The sequence below is a fragment of the Paenibacillus sp. NPDC093718 genome (genome assembly GCF_050279985.1).
Classification (GTDB): domain Bacteria; phylum Bacillota; class Bacilli; order Paenibacillales; family Paenibacillaceae; genus Paenibacillus_AQ.
In genome coordinates this window covers 1-17,714 of sequence record NZ_JBNNUS010000009.1, presented here as the reverse complement: position 1 = coordinate 17,714, position 17,714 = coordinate 1, and the positions used below count along the sequence as shown (strand labels likewise).

The following is a 17,714-nucleotide window of genomic DNA, read 5'->3' as shown; positions in this document are numbered from 1 at the left end:
TAATGAAGTAACGACTAACGAAAACATCAGGATGTGATATGCATAATGTATCGATATCAGCAAAAATCTGAAGGATTATACGAAATATATTTTACTGATGGAGTATTTACTAAATCAATTTCTGAACAATTCAATAAACAAGTCGTGATAGAAATAACGAAACTGCTAAATGAGGCTTATCAAAATGGAATATCTGACGGCGGTACTAAATACCTAAAAGAAAATTATCCTGATCTTATGCGCAACGTAATTCTTCAGTCTATTCAAAAAAGAAAGCATCGTGATTGATTAAGAAATTAGCATGTCAAGAAGGGCAAAACTTTAAAACCTAGGTATTGAAGATCGAATCGAAATAGTACCAGTTCTCTAGCGGCTTGGCAGACGCCAATTTCCGGATAAGTCAATTAAATTATGGGCGAATTGCTCGAATAGCAGAGGAAGGCACACTAGACGTAGTCGCTCTTATGAACTGTTTCCTTCGAAGAGTAGCTCTTAAGTCTAAGGAATTCGATCCGGGTGGAAGTTTCTGTAAATTATGATAAAACAAGATGAATCGCATAGTGTCGAGGAACAAGAATATGCCCCCATAGAAAGTCGCTACTTTAGCGGCTTTTTTGTTTTATCGGTACAAATTCTTGTCCCAAGCCGAGGACAAGAACATGAGCCGATTACCGATTAAATAAGTATCTAACTATATTCCCACGCAATTTTATCAAGCTAACGGGCAGGTTAGCACGATGGCATCAGCTAACGGATAACAATTGTCATTCACTACTTTAACGGGCAGTAATCTTTGACAAGGATTTTGACTATTAACAATTGAACTACTTAAAAAAATAATAAATGGTGGTGATATAAATGTTTATTGTTAGAAAAGCAAATGAAACGGACCTTTCGGATGTGGCTAACCTATCTGAAATATGGGTCTCAGAATGTATCACTTACGGTTTGGGGGCTAATACCGAAGAGTTGTTGAAGAACTATATCGGGGATTACTTCTGGGTTGCAGAAATCAACTCGGAAATTGTAGGCTATATAACTGGTAGTGTACATGTAAGCGACGGGTTAGCTGTAATCGAGCAGGGAGAGCATTATCTAGAGGTAGATGAGGTATATGTTCACCCTGAGTATCGAAGTGGAAATATAGGTCACGTGATGGTAGATAAGCTTCTTGAAGCCGCAGAAGGTAATGGCATAACTCGGTCTGTTGTATATTCAGCGACAAAGCAGTGGCAAAAAATAATTGGTTTTTACGAGAAGCATGGGTTTAAAATGTGGTTTGTTCAAATGTACCGTTAAGAGCATTACTCTACTAAGGACTAAACTAACGGGAAACGATAGCTCAATAAAAATAAGAAGGCAGCCGATAACGTGGATCGGCTGCTTTTGTTCAACTAACGGGCAGGTTAGTTTGAAAAGCAAACAAAGGTAACGATAGCTTAATAAAACCAATAAAGCAGCTGGCCAACGTGATCAGATGATTTTGTTTTAGGCTTTAGCCAGTTGAGTGCGCGAAACAAAACCACCTGCTACGCGGGTGGAGGGATGTCTAATGACATAAAAGTGTCAACATTGCACGAGAGTTTACTTTTTATATCCAATAACTGTACCTATGATATCCTTATTATGAATCGGGCCAAATTTGAAACTATCGACACTTCGCCACCAATTATCGCCAATAACAAAATAATGTTCCTGAGGAATTGTGATTTCTTTAATGTTCTTATGAAAATAATCATTAAACCGATGAGGATCTTCCCCATTCTCGTGTGCCCACATAATATATTCCTCCTCGACCATTCCGAGATTCCTTACGCTACCATAAAAAGTATCAAGACGTAGATCATTGACAAAAACTTGACCTTTCTTTACTTTTAACTTTTCTCCGGGCATTCCGACAATCCGTAGAATTTTCGTCTCCGGTATATACGGAGGTTGGTTTTTCAACTCTTCTTTAGGTGTCTGGATGTATACCACATCACCTCTGTTAAATTCACGTTGATTGGGATTAACAACAAATTTTCCCCATTCACCTGAATGATACTCAAATGTCCCCTGATCCATCTCATCAATTAAGTTTTCTATTAGTATGGTATCTTCAGGCACATCTTTCATTTCACTAACGTAATAAGGAGTCACTGTATCACTAATCGTTTGAGGTGTTGATTCTTGAATATGACAACCGGTTATCAAGAATAACAGGATGAATGCAAACCATACGATTCTCATCTTTCCCCTCCAAGGTATATAAAATTTTATTGAGTTTGCATTAAGAAATCATATCGATCGTCCCCTTTCTAATAGACTTTACTTCACATTAAATATAACGAAAAGAAAAACTTTGATATAGATAAAGGCGACGATGGCCAGATTTTCATCAAACCCTAAGCCTGGAATAGATCGAACACCAGGACTTACCTACGTAGCTTTTGATATTCTGCAATATAAGGGTAAGGACCTGACGAAGCTTAATTTGATGCAACGTAAGGAGATTTTAGAAGAGGCTGTCACAGAGAATGAAGTGATTAAGAGAATAAGGTATATGGAGCCAGGTTTCATACCCTTGTTTGATCTCTGCAAACAGCAGCAGCTAGAAGGAATCGTGATTAAGCGCAGAGACAGCCGGTATTATCCAGGTAAACTACCTTTACGGACAATACTCACGATGCCTAATTAAGCTAACGGGCAGGTTAGTTTAAGATCATTCGCGCTGAACCGTATCACAAGGAGTGGTAAAGCGGAGAGCCGAATTAATGGTGAGTTTAAAAGAGTAAGAAGGAAGACCAGAGCGCAAATAAATCCGGTCTTATCTTTGTAACAATTCAGCTAAGCGGGCAGGATAGTTGCAAGAAATAAAAAAAGCTGCCCCAAAGGGCAACTTTTTTATTTCTTGATATTAAACCAACCTGGTGATGCTTGAATCTGATCCCAAAGTTTTCCTGGAATATGAAGTTGGTCGAGTTTCGAAACATCCAGCTCGGTTTCGACTTCGGCTTCACGTCCATTTTCCACTTTTTCAACCCAATCGGGGTTCATAATTAATGCATGTCCAATGGCGACTAGCGGCAATCCTAATTCCACAGCTTTAAGAGCATCATCTGGTGTTAGCATGGAACCAGCTGCTAACACAGGTACCTTACCGTTTGCTCTTTCAAGAATCAATTCGAGCCTTGTTTTCTCATCTTGGCTATCGACTGGCTTGGAAGCCACATGATCTAATGAAGCATGAATATAGTCCAAATTTTGTTCGACAAGGAAATCAATTAACTCATAAGTGTCTTTCATTCGTAATCCGTCCACTTTGGAGGATTCTTCAGGGGACAACCGATAGCCTAACAGGAATGGTTTCGTAGCGTGCTTTTCGATTACCTTTTTGATTTCCTCAATAATTGCCAATGGGAAACGCAGTCGATTCTCAAGGCTTCCACCCCATTGGTCTGTTCGTTTATTGGTTGCTGGAGACCAGAAGTTTTGGATTAAGAACCCATGGGCCCCATGAATTTCAACGCCATCAAATCCTGCTTCAATCGCTCTTCTCGTTGTGTCTCCAAAAGCACGTATAATCGACAGGATTTCCTCATGTGATAGCTCTCTTGTTTCTACACTTATTTCAAAAGGATTATCAGCTTCGGCTTTCGATGCACTCGCACTAACTGCATCCAATCCAGGTATGGCTTTATTGCCTGCATGGAAAATTTGCAGTATCGCAGGGGCACCACCACTTTTAGCCGCATCGGCTAGTTTTTGCAGACTCGGAATAAAATCATCGCTGTATCCAGCAAATTCATTCGTAAAACCTTGTCCATTAGGCAAAACTTGAGTGCAGCCTGTAATAACAAGCCCTACGCCATTTACTCTTTGCTTATAATAACTCACCTCTTCATCCGAAATGGTAAGGTCATCATTACTTGACCATGTTGTCATGGGTGACATAACAACTCTATTCTTGATCGTTACTCCGCTTTTGAAGGTGAAGGAGTCAAAAAACTTACTATATTTTTGATTCATTGTAGTAACCTCTCATTCATTTTATTTTGTTTCAAGTTCTACTAAAGTGTAATATGTTAACCTTAGGGTAAGTCAAATATAAATTTTTATACATAATAATCAAGATTTTTTGGAGTATTTTAATCATTTGTGATATTGTTTGATCTACAGTAACTGTAGTAAGGGGTGAGTAAGATGTTATACTCGATGAAACATGTGGTGGAAAACTTTAATATCACGGCAAAGACACTTCGATTTTATGAAGAACAAGAATTATTAGATGGTATACCTCGCGATACGAATGGCCGAAGAGTTTATTCTGAACAACATATAGAATGGATTACTTTTATTCGATGTCTTAGAGAGACAGGAATGTCTCTTGCTAAAATAAAAGAATATAAGGATCTTTTTCTGAAAGGAAACACCACCTTTTTACAAAGACAAGAAATGCTGAAGAATCATAAATTGGAAGTGCAGAAGAAAATTCAAGAAGAATTGAGGTATTTGGAGGAAATTAATTATAAAATTGCCATGTATGACCTTCAGAAAGAACAGGTTGAGAATAATCCCAGTCATATTTTCAAATGCCACGGGTTAGAACATAAAGATTTAAATTGATGTTATTAAACTAACGGGGAACGATAGCTCAATAAAAACAAAGGCAGCCGATCAACGTAATCGGCTGCTTTTGTTCAACTAAAGGGCAGTTTAGTTCAATAAATTCACGAATACTCTACATATGGAATTATTTACGAAGTTCGTAGATAAGACGTTATATGAAAGATCGGCCCAGAATACCATTGTGGAAGCTAATCAATCGCCCCGTCCATGGGGCTGAAGTTATTGTTGTATTTATTTTCCATAAGTGTTATGTTAAAAACATAAAGCCAACTAATTCAGTTGGAATTGACATTGGCGGAGGGATAACTTTGTCTAGAATTGCAAAGAACCTTACAGATCTTATAGGTAATACCCCATTATTAGAGCTAACCAACTTTTCGCTGAAGCATCAACTTGAGACAAAAATCATTGCTAAATTGGAGTACTTTAATCCTGCTGGAAGTGTTAAAGACAGAATTGGATTCGCTATGATTAAAGACGCTGAAGAAAAAGGATATATAAATAAGGATTCAGTAATAATAGAACCTACCAGTGGGAACACTGGCGTGGGTCTTGCCTTTGCTGCAGCAGCTTTAGGATATAGATTAATGATTACTCTTCCTGAGAGTTTTAGTGTCGAACGTAGAAAGCTTTTAACTGCTTTAGGTGCAGAATTAATTCTAACCCCTGCCCAGGAAGGCATGTCCGGTGCAATCAAGAAGGCCGAAGAGATAGCTGCTACAATTCCTAATTCATATATACCTCAGCAATTTAATAATCCAGCTAACCCAGAAATACATAAGAAAACAACTGCTGAAGAAATCTGGAGAGATACAGATGGAGACATTGATATATTCATCGGTGGTGTTGGCACAGGAGGAACAATTTCTGGAGTTGGAGAAGTACTAAAGGCAAGAAAGCCTACAGTAAGGATTATTGCAGTTGAACCCTTTGATTCGCCGGTTCTCTCTGGAGGAAACAAAGGAGTACATAAGATCCAAGGAATCGGAGCAGGATTCGTACCAGATAATTTTAATAGATCAGTAGTAGATGAGATTATTCAAGTAAAAAATGAAGATGCCTTTGAAACTACAAGGCAGTTAGCGAAAAGCGAAGGATTACTGGTAGGGATTTCCTCGGGTGCTGCCGCATTTGTTGCATTACAAATTGCTAGAAGACCAGGAAATAAAGATAAAAAAATTGTTATACTACTTCCAGATACAGGCGAGCGATATCTCTCAATAAATGCTCTCTTTCCAGAAGCATAAGCCATAGAACAGAGCAGCTACAGTTAGAATGTAGCTGCTTAATATTTTTATGTGGGTCGACATCGTGTCTTAATTCGAGGAAGTGGGCCGATCCATCATATGACACCGTATTCACGCTTCGGCAGACAAGCTGCCTCGGTCCGGACCGAAGTTAGAAGAGGTTTCAAGGAGGCAATTACAGTAGCAAGGAAGCGGAATCTGCCGGACACACCCGCACCACCCAACCGCATCGCGGCCAGTCACTTCGCTCCTTTAGGGTGGTGGGGCGTCGTGAATACAAGAACGTTAGGTGAAATTAGTGCAAGTGCAATATGACTCGTAAATCTTGGAGGTAATAAATGACTATTCAACCAAAGACAGTAGGAGTCTATTTATTTATTAATGGTTTATTTGCATTTGCATTTGGACCTAATCGACATGAAGGGAAACTAGGAATAGCACGGTTTGGTGGACATATTGAAGCGAATGAATCAATAGTGGAATGCGCTTTAAGAGAAGTTAAGGAAGAAACAACATTAGATGTGTTATTGGTTTCTTCCCCGATTACTTATCAGATTGATTCCTGGGATAGTCGACTTATGGAAGTAGAAGATGAAGGGAAAGAAGTAAAACCAATATTGAGATTTGGACAGAACGTAATGTTTTTTGCTCGATCCAATCTTGAACCGAAACCATGGAGCGAAACAAAAGGAATTATTTTGTTATCTGAAACCGAGTTGTTGAGGATTTGTAATAGTGAAGTAACATATGGAGATTTTATAGCGTGGGGCGGATCAAGAATTGTAAGAAATGAATATAGCAAAGATTATATTTTACAACCCCTAGGTCAAATGAGATTTCTAGCTAGGCTAATGCAAGAACGCCCCGACATATTAAAAAATGTATATTGCTAGTTCAAAGAAGGTATTAAATTCACCTAACATTGCATTCACACAGCGGGCCTTACGGCCCGGGTCCGCAGGCGGGATCTCAGGGAAGCGGGTGCTGCGGACAACCTCCTTCGGAGGTTCGTGAATGCCTGAACGTTATCTGAAAGCATGGCAAAACCAATTTGGGCGGTGAAGTGATGGAGTTAGCAATTCGAAAATATCGAGAAACCGATCATGAACGAGTAATGCATTTGCACATTGAAGGACTTAGACAGCACAATGCAAGCATCGGTGACCCGAGTATGGATAAGGATATGCAAAACATTTTGACAACATATATTGACAATGATGGTGATTTCTTAGTTGGAATACATGATAGCATGATCGTATGCATGGGCGCATACCGTAAACGAGATTATTTGACCGCAGAAGTTAAGAGAATAAGAGTAGATAGTGCTTATCAAAGGCGAGGATATGGTCAAGATATATTGACTGCGTTAGAGAAGTCGGCCAAGCAAAAGGGATTTGGAAGAATTATTTTGGATACAACCACTAATCAGGAGCCAGCAATATTACTTTTCAAGAAGAATGGATATCGAGAGTATACCCAAAAGAAATTCGGTGACATGAATGTCGTGTTCTTCGAGAAGGAAATATAAAAATATGATTTTGAAGGTAGTTCGGAGAAGGCCATGCCATCAGATAACAGTGCATTCACGCGGCGGTCCAGCAAGCTGTCCAGAGGGATTTTGTAGAAGAGGATTCAGGCGACAACCCTACACTGGCTAACCGCATCGCGGCTGCCCCTTTGGGGCTTAAGCCAGTGAGGGTTCGTGAATGCTGGAACGTTATAAGAAATCAGCGCAAAAACATAAAACCCAAAAGCAATTTCTTCCTTGTTACACTAACGGGCAGTTTAGCTTAATAACTCATCCTTGGTTTTGAGCACCGCTTGATTTCATCTAGGGCATGTTAGGAAATGAAAAAGCGTCGACTACTCAAATATATGCCCAGCTGCGAGGGGAACGAAGAAGAGAGCTATACAATTGCTTTTTTTTAGGCACATGGATGAGTAGTAGTGACTCAACTAAAGGGTAAATCAGTGGATAAATTTACCTGTGTTATTAATTGCTAATTCATGTAAAATTTATTGGTAGTATGAATAATTAAGAGTGAGGAGTAAATATGAAAATCATTATTTTGAAAAAACCAATTTTGTGGGTTGTTTTTATATCATTATTAAGTGGCGCTTTAATGATTAGTCCAATGAGTTCTTATGCCGCAAATGATGATTATGATGCATATGGCGGAGTAAACGGTTTGCTTTCTGAGGGTAGATTATATGCCCCTCTCCGTAGTATGGCGACGAATTATCAATTCAGATACGATGAACAACTTGATAAATATTTTGATGTAAAAATAACTTGGAATCAGAAGACAAAAACTGCTTCACTAACTAAAGGCGGGAAGACTTTTAATGCTACTGTTGGTAATGGAGTATTGTTGAAAAATGGCTCGGTGTATGTACAATTTAAAGCTTTAAGTAACTTCTTCTATCCGAACGATTATATCAAATGGGATAAATCTACTTTGACAGGAAATTCTGAGCACATTACGGTATATGCTCGTCCATTGACAGATAATCAAGCATTGACTCTTGCAACAAATGCGATGTCCAAAAAGAAATACTGGATTCAATTTCATAAAAATAACTTAGAAATAGGTCTTCCTGAGTCAGAGTATATTCAATGGAATCAAAGTCTTACTAAATTTAAAGCGGTCTTTCATTCAGATGGGATTGTTGGCGACTATAACTATAGCTACAGTATTGAAGCTGAGATGACTAAGAAGATTAATGATTGGACTATTACTTCATTTAATTATTTCGATGGTACAAGGATATATTATCCTTAATCATTACCTGGTCAACCGCTAGCCTGGTCATTAGTGGATAGGCATTAAACTCATTGATGGTGATGTCCTAAAGATAGACAACTTACTCGATTACGTGATAAGATTTGGTTAAATCGTGAAGCGCGCGTACAAGAGAGCCGTATGGGAAAGCATCCCTACGGCTCTTTTAATTTTTGATGAGCGTTGGAATTATAAAGAAGGTTTTGATGTTGCAAAAGAAAACGATAGAATACTGGTTGTTCGCTGCAGGGCTGATATCGAATCGCCACTAAGCGAAATGTTGAATTATGAAATGCCCAACGCAATCTGGCTTACTGTGAAGAAATCTTATTATGACGCAACTACGGTAGGTGACAGAATAAGCATAAGTATCGGAATTCGAGGTACTGGAACAATTGACATGTCTTTTCCAGTCGAGGCAAAAGAGGAATTAAAAATTATGATTAAGCTAACGGGAAACGTTAGTTTAATAAAAGACAAGAAGGCAGCCGTTTACGAGATCGGCTGCTTTTGTTCAATGTCGAACGACAAGAACATATAGACATTGAAAACCGCATAAGTTGCGGTCTTTTTTGTTTTAAGTATATAAGTTCTTGTCATAACTCAATGACCAAGAATTTATATACTTTGCCGAAATTGACAAGAACTTGATTACTTCGCCGATTAGATGATTATCTTATGTGTTGGGGTAACCTACGGCCAGGATACACTAACAAAAAAATAAAACCGGCGCAATTATGTGCCGATTAGCCAATTGCCATATGCCCAAAAGGATACCCCTAAAAAAGCCATGGATACATGATAGTATATAAAAAAATTCAACATAAGTCTATTAATTTTTTGGTGAAAACTGTAAGTTATACATGCGACCGCGGCGCAAAACCTTAATGTATGAAGGAGACGATCTGCATGATTACGCTTAGAAAAATAACGTTGGAAAATCGACGCGCCATATTTAACTTGGAAGTATCCGAAGAACAACGGCGCTTCGTTGCGTCCAATCTGTCAAGCGTGGCTTCGTGTTATGTCCTTGCAACCAATGGGGGACATCCATTTCCGTTTGCCATTTACTCGGATGAGCAGCCGGTCGGATTTGTTATGTTGACGTATGGAATTACCGGGTACGACCTCCCGTCAATCGCAAACGACAGCTATTGTATCGTACGACTGATGTTTGACAAGCACTACCAGAACCAAGGCTACGGTCGGGAAGCCATGAAAAAAATCTTGGGATTTATCCGCACCTATCCGGCTGGGCCTGCACATTACTGCTGGATTTCTTATAAGGCAGATAACTTGCCCGCTAAAAAACTTTATGAAAGCTTCGGGTTCCGTGACAACGGCGAAATCTTTGGAGACGAGCTAATCACCGTATTGACACTCTGATTTTCACTTGAAACTCAACGATCGAAAGACGGAAGCACGGCGATGGAACCGATCAATCGCTATTTTTGATTACTGCAGACACCGTTCCGCTAAGTTGTAGTAGAACGCAATATACCTAATGGGATGTGATAGAGGATGGAAAAGATAAGACTTCGCGCTTGTGCATTAATCATTGAAAACGAGGCAATCTTACTAGTCGAATTCAAAAATGATGACGGCGTACATTACAACCTTCCAGCAGGTGGCCTTGAGCTAGGTGAAACATTGATTGAAGCTGCGCAACGGGAAGCAAAGGAAGAGACTTGTGTAGAGGTAGAAGTTGGCCCAGTCGCTTTTGTTTACGAATATCAACCAACGAAAAACAACTACATTTACGGAGATACTCACTCAGTAGGAGTTACATTTGAATGTAAGTTGAAACCAGAATCGATTCCCAAACTTCCTGAAAATCCAGACCCTAACCAGATTGGAGTCAAGTGGATCCCTATTTCGGAGTTACACTCTATTCAACTATATCCAGAAATTAATAAGGATATTGTGGATTACTTTAGTGGTGAACATTACCGGAATTATGTTGAGGAACATGAAATTCAACTGAGCAAGTCATTGCGCTAACGGGACACGTTAGTTCAATAAAAGACAAGTAGGCAGCCGTTAACGAGATCGGCTGCCTTTGTTAAACTAACATGCAGGATAATACAACTTTTCTGTTGACGACACCTTTATTAAGTAGTATTATTTTACCAATTTCGCTTATTTTGGGAGGGTACAGATGTCAAATATTCAGGCAATTGTACTGGACTTGGACGGAACCTTGCTTGCTAGTGATAAATCGATATCTCCTAGGAATTATCAGGCTGTTAAAAGATGTTTTGATTCTGGAATTCATATTATTATTGCCACGGCGCGGCCGCCTAGAGCGGCTAATCAATTTTTGAAGAAGTTCCCTTTTGTAGACTACATGGTTTATTACAACGGTGCTTTAGTTACATGCAAATCTAAGCAAAATGAGCGGCACATTAGCATTCCTATGGAGATTAGCCAACAGATTAACAAATTCATCGAGTTAGGAGTACCTCAATCGATAATCTCATACGAGGTTAATGATTCATGGTATACGTGTAGACCAGTTACCGACTCCCAATGCGCTCAATTAGGTATCCGCTCGAATGACCCGAAACCCCAGGTTGTTGATAAAGATTATATTAGTTCACTTTCCCCGACCAAAATATTGGTTCTAGGTTGCAGCACATGGAGGGATATATCCGAGCAATTCGGTGACCATGTGAACGTAATCGCAACCGATGAAGGAGTATTGGTCCAAATCATGCATAAATCAGCCTCAAAGGAAAAAGCCGTGCAATGGGTGTTAAGCGATATCGGAGTGAAGTCAGAAAATGTAATGGTATTCGGGGATGATTTTAACGATTTAGGCCTATTCCATATGTCCGGATTTCCGGTCGCAATGGAAAATGCGATAATTGAACTAAAGAATTGTGCAGCCCACGTAACCGAATCAAATGATAATGATGGTGTTGCTGTTGCAATTGAGAGACTTGTGGTGTAATCACTTGCAGAGTGGTTTGTTCAAATGTACCGTTAAGAGCATTACTTTACCCAAGGATTAAACTTACGGGAAACGATAACGAAATAGACACTTAGGCAGCCGGCGACGCGATCGGCTGTCTTTATATTTTAACTATGGGCAAATAGGCTGCAAAAATAGCAGAAGTATCGATAAATGAATCTGAATCTTTAGAGAAGAATTGCGTTGCAGAAGCGAAAGGAAGGGTAACAATGATTATGACACAAAAAGAAATGCTGTTCATTGTGCAATCACAACTTGCTATTGACCTGAATTGCTCTATCGATGACCTGAACGGCGAAAAGGATAGCATTATTTTTGTTGAAGCTAAAGAAAATCCTGGATGCAGACCGTTTCCAAGGAAGGCACGTTATTTCGAGATCCTTTCTATAGGAAAATCAATTGTAGTGTCGGCTACACCTGAACGGTTGTTAATTGCCAAAACACAGATGCAGGGCAAAACCAGGGATACCGTATTCTCCTTACCATTTATCAGAGGTCTTTACTTGCATTTTCTGCCTGATGTAAAAAGAATTAAGCCAATGTCACCGCCGAATTTTTTTTCATTTGAACTGATTAAGCGAGAAGAAGTGGTCAATTTATTTGATGTTACAAGATTCAATGAAGCTATTATATATGATACGAATCTTCCCTGGCAGACTGATCTAGCAGTGCTTGCAAAGCAAGATGGGGAAATTGTTGGTGTGGCAGGAGCAAGTAAAACCTGTACAAAACTGTGGCAAATTGGCATAGAAGTATTACCCAAATATCGTAATCTGGGATTGGCTAGTTATCTTGTAAACAGGTTAACTTTTGAAATATTGGAACGTGGAGAAATACCGAGTTATGACGTAATTGCAAGTAACATTGCTTCACAGAGAGTAGCTCACCGATTAAATTATTTCCCCGCATGGGTGTCTGATTGGCGATGCAATTTTGAAGGACTTGAACAATAATCGTATCACAAGAAATGTCCCCTAAAGCATATCATGGAACCTCTCCAGAGTATCCGACGATTCTAAGTTTTGAAGTAATGTTTGAAATCTAATTATGTTTCCACACAATTTCATTAAACTAACGGGCAGGTCAGTTCAACCTTTATTCCAGATGGATAGCTTGTTATTCTGGAGTTAACCATTTGACGGAGGTTTAAAAATTTGATTATAAGTCGAAATGAAATTAGAGTAGGTCCACTCGATTTAAGAGTAGTACATCTACAACAAAAAGAAATTGGGGTCATAGTGAAAGAAGAGATGGGTCGACTTCTACCCCGGAGATGTTATTGCTATCAGCTCTTTTTAAACATTGTTATGACACTGATGACGTGCTTTACCTTCAAAGAGGAAGTCCTGCAAATTCTGACATATTTATTTTCAATGGTGCTGTCATTCCTTTAAACCGAAAGATAATTAAAGAATTAAAATTGATTCTTAATCGCTCTAAGTCGAAGGAAATAATTGATTTATCTATTGAAAGCAGCGAAGATGAGGCTTTTTGGGATACATGGGAAAGCTGGGAGTATGAAAGGCAGTTAAGAATAGACGCTGGTAAAGACCTTGTTCTTCTAAATACCTCAAGATTAGGACTTGAATTGTTGACTCACTCCTGCGCACACTTGGCATTTTCATTTGCTGGACATTCTCATTTTGATTGGTACTAAACTTTAAACTCCCCCGAACTAATAATTCGTAATATTGCTCGTAATGATTAAGCTAACGGGAAACGTTAGTTTAATAAAAGACAAGTAGGCAGCCGTTAACGAGATCGGCTGCCTTTGTTAAACTAACGGGCAGGATAGTTTAATAAACTCACGAATACTCTACATATGGAATTATTTACGAAGTTCGTAGATAAGACGTTATCGGAAATCCTTGCAAGATTATAAACCATAGGAGCTGAAGGCGTGGACATAAAAGTCAGAATGGCAAAAAAAGATGACGCATTTGAGTTGTCTGAATTGTTCGTTGAGTTTATTGGAACGAGATCTAACATTGAAAAGATCCAATATCAGTTAGACCTATTACATAAGCAACCAAACTACTATGTTGCAGTAGCATGTTTAGAGGAAAAGGTAGTTGGAACAGCCATGGGCATTGTTTGTCCAGATATTGTAGGAGAGTGTCAGCCATACTTGCTTGTAGAAAATGTAGTTGTTTCATCTGTGTACCAGGGAAGTGGAATTGGTAAGAAACTCATGAATGCACTCGAGGATTTTGCTATGGAAAACCTATGCTCTTATATAATCTTAGCTTCTAGTAAAAATCGTGAACAAGCCCATAGATTTTATGAATCAATTGGATATGAGGGTACTAAGCGTGGATTTATTAAACGAATCTGATTTGTTAAATACTAAAGTGCTCTCAGCAATTTCGAAGATGGTAAGGACATCTGATAACAACGCATTCACGTATCGGACTCCCGAGGTGGAAGCAGGGGAGCATACTCAGGGACAACCCTGCACTGGCTAAGTCTTCGACCCGGTAGGCCGATCATTGTGCTCGATCGACCGGCTGCTTAAGCCAGTGAGGGTTCGTGAATGCCCTAACGTTAGACGAAATTATTGTATGATAAACATCTACATGTATCCAAATACTATCAGCAATAATATGAACAATAAATATAATGAATTTATGAAGGAGACTAACAATGAAAGATCCTAGAATTGAACAACTCGCTAACAATCTTATTCAATATTCGGTGAAGCTACAACGAGGGGAAAAAATATTAATTGAGGTTGATGGTTTGGAAATTCCCTTGGCCAAAGAATTGGTAAGACAAGCTTATCTCGTCGGTGGAGTTCCATTTCTATTAATAAATAATCATGAGATATTAAGAGAGATATTAATCGGCTGTACTGAGGAACAATTAAAAGCAATGGCATCTTACGACCTAAATCGAGTAAACGATATGCAAGCCTATATACTTATTAGAGCTGGGGAGAATATGAGTGAATTAAGTGGTGTATCTCCTGAAAAAATGGCGTTGTACAGGAAGTATTACTCTCAACCGATTAATGGCAGACGATACAACAATACAAAGTGGTGTATTCTTCGTTACCCGAATCATGCCATGGCACAGCAGGCGAACATGTCAACGGAGGATTTTGAGGATTTATATTTTAATGTGTGCAATCTGGACTATTCAAAAATGGATAGAGCTATGGATAATCTAATTGAGTTAATGGAGCAAACAGACAAAGTTAAAATTATAGGAGAAGGAACTGAACTAACATTTTCGATTAAAGGCATGCCTTGTATTAAAGATGCAGGAATTATGAACCTTCCAGATGGTGAAGTTTATACGATGCCAGTTAAGGATTCAGTCAACGGAGTTATCTCGTATAATACACCTTCTTTAAAAGAGGGATTCACTTACGAGAACATTCGTTTTGAAATTAAGGACGGCAAAATTATACATGCTACCGGAAATGATTCAGAAAGAATTAATAAATTATTGAATACGGATCAAGGATCGAGGTATTTTGGTGAATTTGGAATTGGTCTTAATCCATATATTGAGAATGTTATGAAAGATACTTTATTTGATGAAAAAATATGGGGAAGCTTTCACTTTACACCTGGATGTGTTCCAGTTAGTTCACCTGGAAATGAAAATTGGTCCGAGCTTCACTGGGATATTGTTAATATCCAAAGGCCTGAATATGGCGGTGGAGAGATATGGTTTGATGATATATTAATCCGCAAAGATGGAATGTTTATTCCTGATATTTTAAAAGGATTAAACCCTGAAAACTTAAAGTGATGATATTGACTTCAAATTTACATCCTTTAAAAAAATTGGATTTGAAATCATGAGTTTGGGGGAGAAATACCCTGGTGTTAAAAGATTTCTATGCACTCTACCAATGAATAAGATCATATAAGAGATGATTCAGGAAGCCAGGGACTTCAAATAACACAATAATCACGCTTCGGGCAGAAAGGAAAAATAGATATTGATGACCGTAATAACACAACTACAAGGACAATTGTCGAAGAATATTTCAAATTTAATACAAGTTGTGAAATTATTAAAATTAGCGGAATGGAAAGCGCGGTTTATCCCTGGGTCGAATAACACGATTGGCGGATTTATACGATGGGTACAAGATGGTACTTATATTGAGAAGGATAGCACCCAATTATGCAAGAAGGATATGATTGAGGTAGCCAAATCGGGAAAATGAAATATTGAATTAATGGAGAACTTTAGTGAGCAGTTTGCCGGTTAGCAGCTGCTCCAATTTTCATTAAGCTAACGGGCATGTTAGTTGAATAAAAACAGGTAGAGCCGAATACGCTCCTTTTTTAAAGCTAAGAGCAGATCCAAAAATTAAGCGAAATCATTATCATTATATACGAACGAATATTTTGTGAAATGAGGTGTAGCAAATGGATTTCTTTAGTGATTTGAATCAATATACAAATGAAATTAAAGATCGCATTGCTGCTTCGGCTGCTGCAATATGCGTTATGAAAGACAACAAGATCCTTCATGAGTGGTATTCTGGATATCATCATTTCCATAAAGGTGCCAGAAGGGTGGATTTGTTCTCTCAATTTAATGTTTATTCAACAAGGGTTACATATGTAGGTCTAGCAGCTGCTATTGCTATACATGATGGCGCAATAAAAAGTCTCGATGAGCCAATAAGTAATTATTTAATGACTTATGACAGTAGCATTCTAAATAACACAACAATTAGACATTTAGTTACAAGGACAACGGGTTTGCAATTTCAAGGAGACGGTGTACTACGTAGATTTGAAGCAGGTACGTCCTTTGAAGGAAAAAGACCTGAAATACTAGCAGCAATTATCAAGAATGCAACCGGAAAAACTGTAGCTGAACTTATAAACAAGCGAGTGTTTGAACCGTTGGGTATAACGGAGACCGAGTGGAGAACAGCAGGTAAAGAATCTTTAGTTTGTGATATAAATGATCCTAATAGCTACCCCACATTAAGACTTGAATCAGATGAAGGTAGTGATCGTAATCTTTATGTAAGCGCAAGGGATCTTGCTTTATGGGGAAATTTCCACTTAAATAAGGGATATTTTCAAGGTCGACAAATCCTTCCCAAAGAGTTGTTTGATAACCTCACTTCTGTCTTAACTCCTTCTTCGTTAGCATCCCATTTACCAAAGCTAGGATCATTCTGGTGGATACAAGACAAGAATGTAAAAAACTCTGAAATGGGCTCGGACCTTCCTGAAGGGAGTTATCAAATTCTTGGAGCTTCAGGATGTTCATGTACTGTTATACCTAAGCTTAAAGCAGTGGTGGTGAGAATGACAAATAGTCTTTGGACTTTTGGAGGGGAAAATGGATTTGATTATATTTCAGATATCCAAAGGTTCGGTAACCTTGCTTGTTCCGCTTTAAATCAATACTCGAATGTCACTCAATGATAAATATTCTGTTACTGGGGTAGGGAGGAGAGAGTTAATGGAAGACTGTATATTCTGCAAAATCGTAAAAGGTGAAGCTAATTCTTGGAAGGTTTATGAAAATGAGTCCGTTTATGCTTTTCTCGATTTAAATCCCGTAAATGAATATCATACTTTAATTATTCCAAAAAGGCATTATGAGAACATTTTTGACACACCTGAAGATGAATTGATAAAAGTAATGTCAGTTGTTAAAAAGAGAACTATGTTATATAACACAAAGTTAGGAATCAAAAATGTCCAGATAATTAACAGTTCAGGACCCGAAGCACAACAAGATGTGTTTCACACCCATTTCCATATTGTCCCTAGGAGACATGGTGACAATCAAGATGTTAACTGGACGACTCACCGAGAATGGCGAGGGAAATTTGATGATTTGTTAATGGCGTTAAGATAGCATTTAACTCTTGGCTATTGTCGGATCAACCAAAGCCTTATTGCGCTAACGGGAAACGTTAGTTCAATACTTGTCACAGCGATTGAGATTTGCTATTAAATGAGCTGAAAGTGAAATTTTGAAAAGCAAACCTGCGGAAGATCGCTCTATATAAAGATAAAGATTATTTTATTGAAATATTTTCTAGGGTATGTCGATTTTTTTATATACCGTTCGTCAATTAAATAGAGGCAAGAAAGAATGCTTCAAACTCAC

General features: G+C 38.5%; 20 protein-coding genes. 18 read left to right on the top strand and 2 right to left on the bottom strand.

Annotation, left to right across the window (positions count from 1 at the left end; all coding sequences use genetic code 11):
* Positions 1–45 precede the first annotated feature (45 nt).
* The gene (locus tag ACQKPA_RS24345; protein ID WP_427495077.1) at positions 46–288 is read left to right on the top strand and encodes a hypothetical protein; all 243 of its coding nucleotides are present in this window, start codon (positions 46–48) and stop codon (positions 286–288) included.
* Between the two features lie 570 nt (positions 289–858).
* Entirely contained in the window at positions 859–1,299 is a 441-nt protein-coding gene (locus ACQKPA_RS24340) for a GNAT family N-acetyltransferase (protein WP_427495076.1), read from the top strand.
* Between the two features lie 285 nt (positions 1,300–1,584).
* On the opposite strand, the gene lepB is transcribed toward ACQKPA_RS24340, so the two are convergent.
* Positions 1,585–2,229 (bottom strand): signal peptidase I, encoded by a 645-nt coding sequence (lepB, locus tag ACQKPA_RS24335; RefSeq protein WP_427495075.1) that lies wholly within the window; start codon positions 2,227–2,229, stop codon positions 1,585–1,587.
* A gap of 133 nt (positions 2,230–2,362) precedes the next feature.
* On the opposite strand from lepB, the gene ACQKPA_RS24330 reads away from it, so the two are divergent.
* Entirely contained in the window at positions 2,363–2,677 is a 315-nt protein-coding gene (locus tag ACQKPA_RS24330; RefSeq protein ID WP_427495074.1) for a hypothetical protein, read from the top strand.
* A 206-nt stretch (positions 2,678–2,883) separates the two neighbouring features.
* Here the strand turns inward: ACQKPA_RS24330 and ACQKPA_RS24325 are convergent, their stop codons facing one another.
* Complete coding sequence (locus tag ACQKPA_RS24325; protein ID WP_427495073.1) at positions 2,884–4,008, bottom strand: NADH-dependent flavin oxidoreductase; 1,125 nt, start codon at positions 4,006–4,008, stop codon at positions 2,884–2,886.
* Between the two features lie 186 nt (positions 4,009–4,194).
* On the opposite strand from ACQKPA_RS24325, the gene ACQKPA_RS24320 reads away from it, so the two are divergent.
* From ACQKPA_RS24320 to ACQKPA_RS24250, 15 genes are all read left to right on the top strand, one after another.
* Positions 4,195–4,605: a MerR family transcriptional regulator gene (locus ACQKPA_RS24320; protein WP_427495072.1), complete on the top strand. Its 411-nt coding sequence runs from the start codon at positions 4,195–4,197 to the stop codon at positions 4,603–4,605.
* A 311-nt stretch (positions 4,606–4,916) separates the two neighbouring features.
* Entirely contained in the window at positions 4,917–5,855 is a 939-nt protein-coding gene (gene cysK, locus ACQKPA_RS24315; protein WP_427495071.1) for a cysteine synthase A, read from the top strand.
* A gap of 338 nt (positions 5,856–6,193) precedes the next feature.
* Entirely contained in the window at positions 6,194–6,748 is a 555-nt protein-coding gene (locus ACQKPA_RS24310; protein WP_216534279.1) for an NUDIX domain-containing protein, read from the top strand.
* A gap of 173 nt (positions 6,749–6,921) precedes the next feature.
* Positions 6,922–7,383: a GNAT family N-acetyltransferase gene (locus ACQKPA_RS24305; RefSeq protein ID WP_036663019.1), complete on the top strand. Its 462-nt coding sequence runs from the start codon at positions 6,922–6,924 to the stop codon at positions 7,381–7,383.
* 526 nt (positions 7,384–7,909) lie between these two features.
* A complete protein-coding gene (locus ACQKPA_RS24300) occupies positions 7,910–8,638 on the top strand; it encodes a stalk domain-containing protein (protein WP_427495070.1) in 729 nt (242 codons plus the stop codon).
* 115 nt (positions 8,639–8,753) lie between these two features.
* Positions 8,754–9,179, top strand: a complete 426-nt coding sequence (locus ACQKPA_RS24295) for a hypothetical protein (RefSeq protein ID WP_427495069.1) — start codon at positions 8,754–8,756, stop codon at positions 9,177–9,179.
* A gap of 368 nt (positions 9,180–9,547) precedes the next feature.
* On the top strand, positions 9,548–10,024 hold the full coding sequence (locus ACQKPA_RS24290) for a GNAT family N-acetyltransferase (protein ID WP_427495068.1): 477 nt from the start codon (positions 9,548–9,550) through the stop codon (positions 10,022–10,024).
* Positions 10,025–10,159: 135 nt separating this feature from the next.
* Positions 10,160–10,639, top strand: coding sequence for an NUDIX domain-containing protein (locus ACQKPA_RS24285; RefSeq protein ID WP_427495066.1), 480 nt, complete (start codon positions 10,160–10,162; stop codon positions 10,637–10,639).
* A 157-nt stretch (positions 10,640–10,796) separates the two neighbouring features.
* Positions 10,797–11,591, top strand: coding sequence for a Cof-type HAD-IIB family hydrolase (locus ACQKPA_RS24280; protein WP_427495065.1), 795 nt, complete (start codon positions 10,797–10,799; stop codon positions 11,589–11,591).
* A gap of 230 nt (positions 11,592–11,821) precedes the next feature.
* The gene (locus ACQKPA_RS24275) at positions 11,822–12,565 is read left to right on the top strand and encodes a GNAT family N-acetyltransferase (RefSeq protein WP_427495064.1); all 744 of its coding nucleotides are present in this window, start codon (positions 11,822–11,824) and stop codon (positions 12,563–12,565) included.
* Positions 12,566–12,891: 326 nt separating this feature from the next.
* Positions 12,892–13,269: a hypothetical protein gene (locus tag ACQKPA_RS24270; protein WP_427495063.1), complete on the top strand. Its 378-nt coding sequence runs from the start codon at positions 12,892–12,894 to the stop codon at positions 13,267–13,269.
* A 243-nt stretch (positions 13,270–13,512) separates the two neighbouring features.
* Positions 13,513–13,947, top strand: a complete 435-nt coding sequence (locus ACQKPA_RS24265) for a GNAT family N-acetyltransferase (protein WP_051449297.1) — start codon at positions 13,513–13,515, stop codon at positions 13,945–13,947.
* A gap of 308 nt (positions 13,948–14,255) precedes the next feature.
* Entirely contained in the window at positions 14,256–15,371 is a 1,116-nt protein-coding gene (locus ACQKPA_RS24260) for an aminopeptidase (RefSeq protein ID WP_427495062.1), read from the top strand.
* A gap of 629 nt (positions 15,372–16,000) precedes the next feature.
* Positions 16,001–17,020, top strand: coding sequence for a serine hydrolase domain-containing protein (locus ACQKPA_RS24255; protein ID WP_427495061.1), 1,020 nt, complete (start codon positions 16,001–16,003; stop codon positions 17,018–17,020).
* Positions 17,021–17,057: 37 nt separating this feature from the next.
* Positions 17,058–17,459 carry an HIT family protein gene (locus tag ACQKPA_RS24250; protein ID WP_427495060.1) on the top strand — a complete coding sequence of 134 codons (402 nt, stop codon included), beginning with the start codon at positions 17,058–17,060 and terminating at the stop codon, positions 17,457–17,459.
* Positions 17,460–17,714: the final 255 nt, after the last annotated feature.

Bases quoted from the DNA above. Each gene is read 5' to 3' on its own strand.
- ACQKPA_RS24260 (WP_427495062.1), top strand. From the start codon at position 14,256: ATGAAAGATCCTAGAATTGAACAACTCGCTAACAATCTTATTCAATAT.
- ACQKPA_RS24300 (WP_427495070.1), top strand. From the start codon at position 7,910: ATGAAAATCATTATTTTGAAAAAACCAATTTTGTGGGTTGTTTTTATA.
- ACQKPA_RS24280 (WP_427495065.1), top strand. From the start codon at position 10,797: ATGTCAAATATTCAGGCAATTGTACTGGACTTGGACGGAACCTTGCTT.
- ACQKPA_RS24290 (WP_427495068.1), top strand. From the start codon at position 9,548: ATGATTACGCTTAGAAAAATAACGTTGGAAAATCGACGCGCCATATTT.
- ACQKPA_RS24345 (WP_427495077.1), top strand. From the start codon at position 46: ATGTATCGATATCAGCAAAAATCTGAAGGATTATACGAAATATATTTT.
- ACQKPA_RS24305 (WP_036663019.1), top strand. From the start codon at position 6,922: ATGGAGTTAGCAATTCGAAAATATCGAGAAACCGATCATGAACGAGTA.
- ACQKPA_RS24340 (WP_427495076.1), top strand. From the start codon at position 859: ATGTTTATTGTTAGAAAAGCAAATGAAACGGACCTTTCGGATGTGGCT.
- ACQKPA_RS24255 (WP_427495061.1), top strand. From the start codon at position 16,001: ATGGATTTCTTTAGTGATTTGAATCAATATACAAATGAAATTAAAGAT.
- ACQKPA_RS24310 (WP_216534279.1), top strand. From the start codon at position 6,194: ATGACTATTCAACCAAAGACAGTAGGAGTCTATTTATTTATTAATGGT.
- ACQKPA_RS24250 (WP_427495060.1), top strand. From the start codon at position 17,058: ATGGAAGACTGTATATTCTGCAAAATCGTAAAAGGTGAAGCTAATTCT.
- lepB (WP_427495075.1), bottom strand. From the start codon at position 2,229: ATGAGAATCGTATGGTTTGCATTCATCCTGTTATTCTTGATAACCGGT.
- ACQKPA_RS24325 (WP_427495073.1), bottom strand. From the start codon at position 4,008: ATGAATCAAAAATATAGTAAGTTTTTTGACTCCTTCACCTTCAAAAGC.
- ACQKPA_RS24320 (WP_427495072.1), top strand. From the start codon at position 4,195: ATGAAACATGTGGTGGAAAACTTTAATATCACGGCAAAGACACTTCGA.
- ACQKPA_RS24275 (WP_427495064.1), top strand. From the start codon at position 11,822: ATGATTATGACACAAAAAGAAATGCTGTTCATTGTGCAATCACAACTT.
- ACQKPA_RS24285 (WP_427495066.1), top strand. From the start codon at position 10,160: ATGGAAAAGATAAGACTTCGCGCTTGTGCATTAATCATTGAAAACGAG.
- ACQKPA_RS24330 (WP_427495074.1), top strand. From the start codon at position 2,363: ATGGCCAGATTTTCATCAAACCCTAAGCCTGGAATAGATCGAACACCA.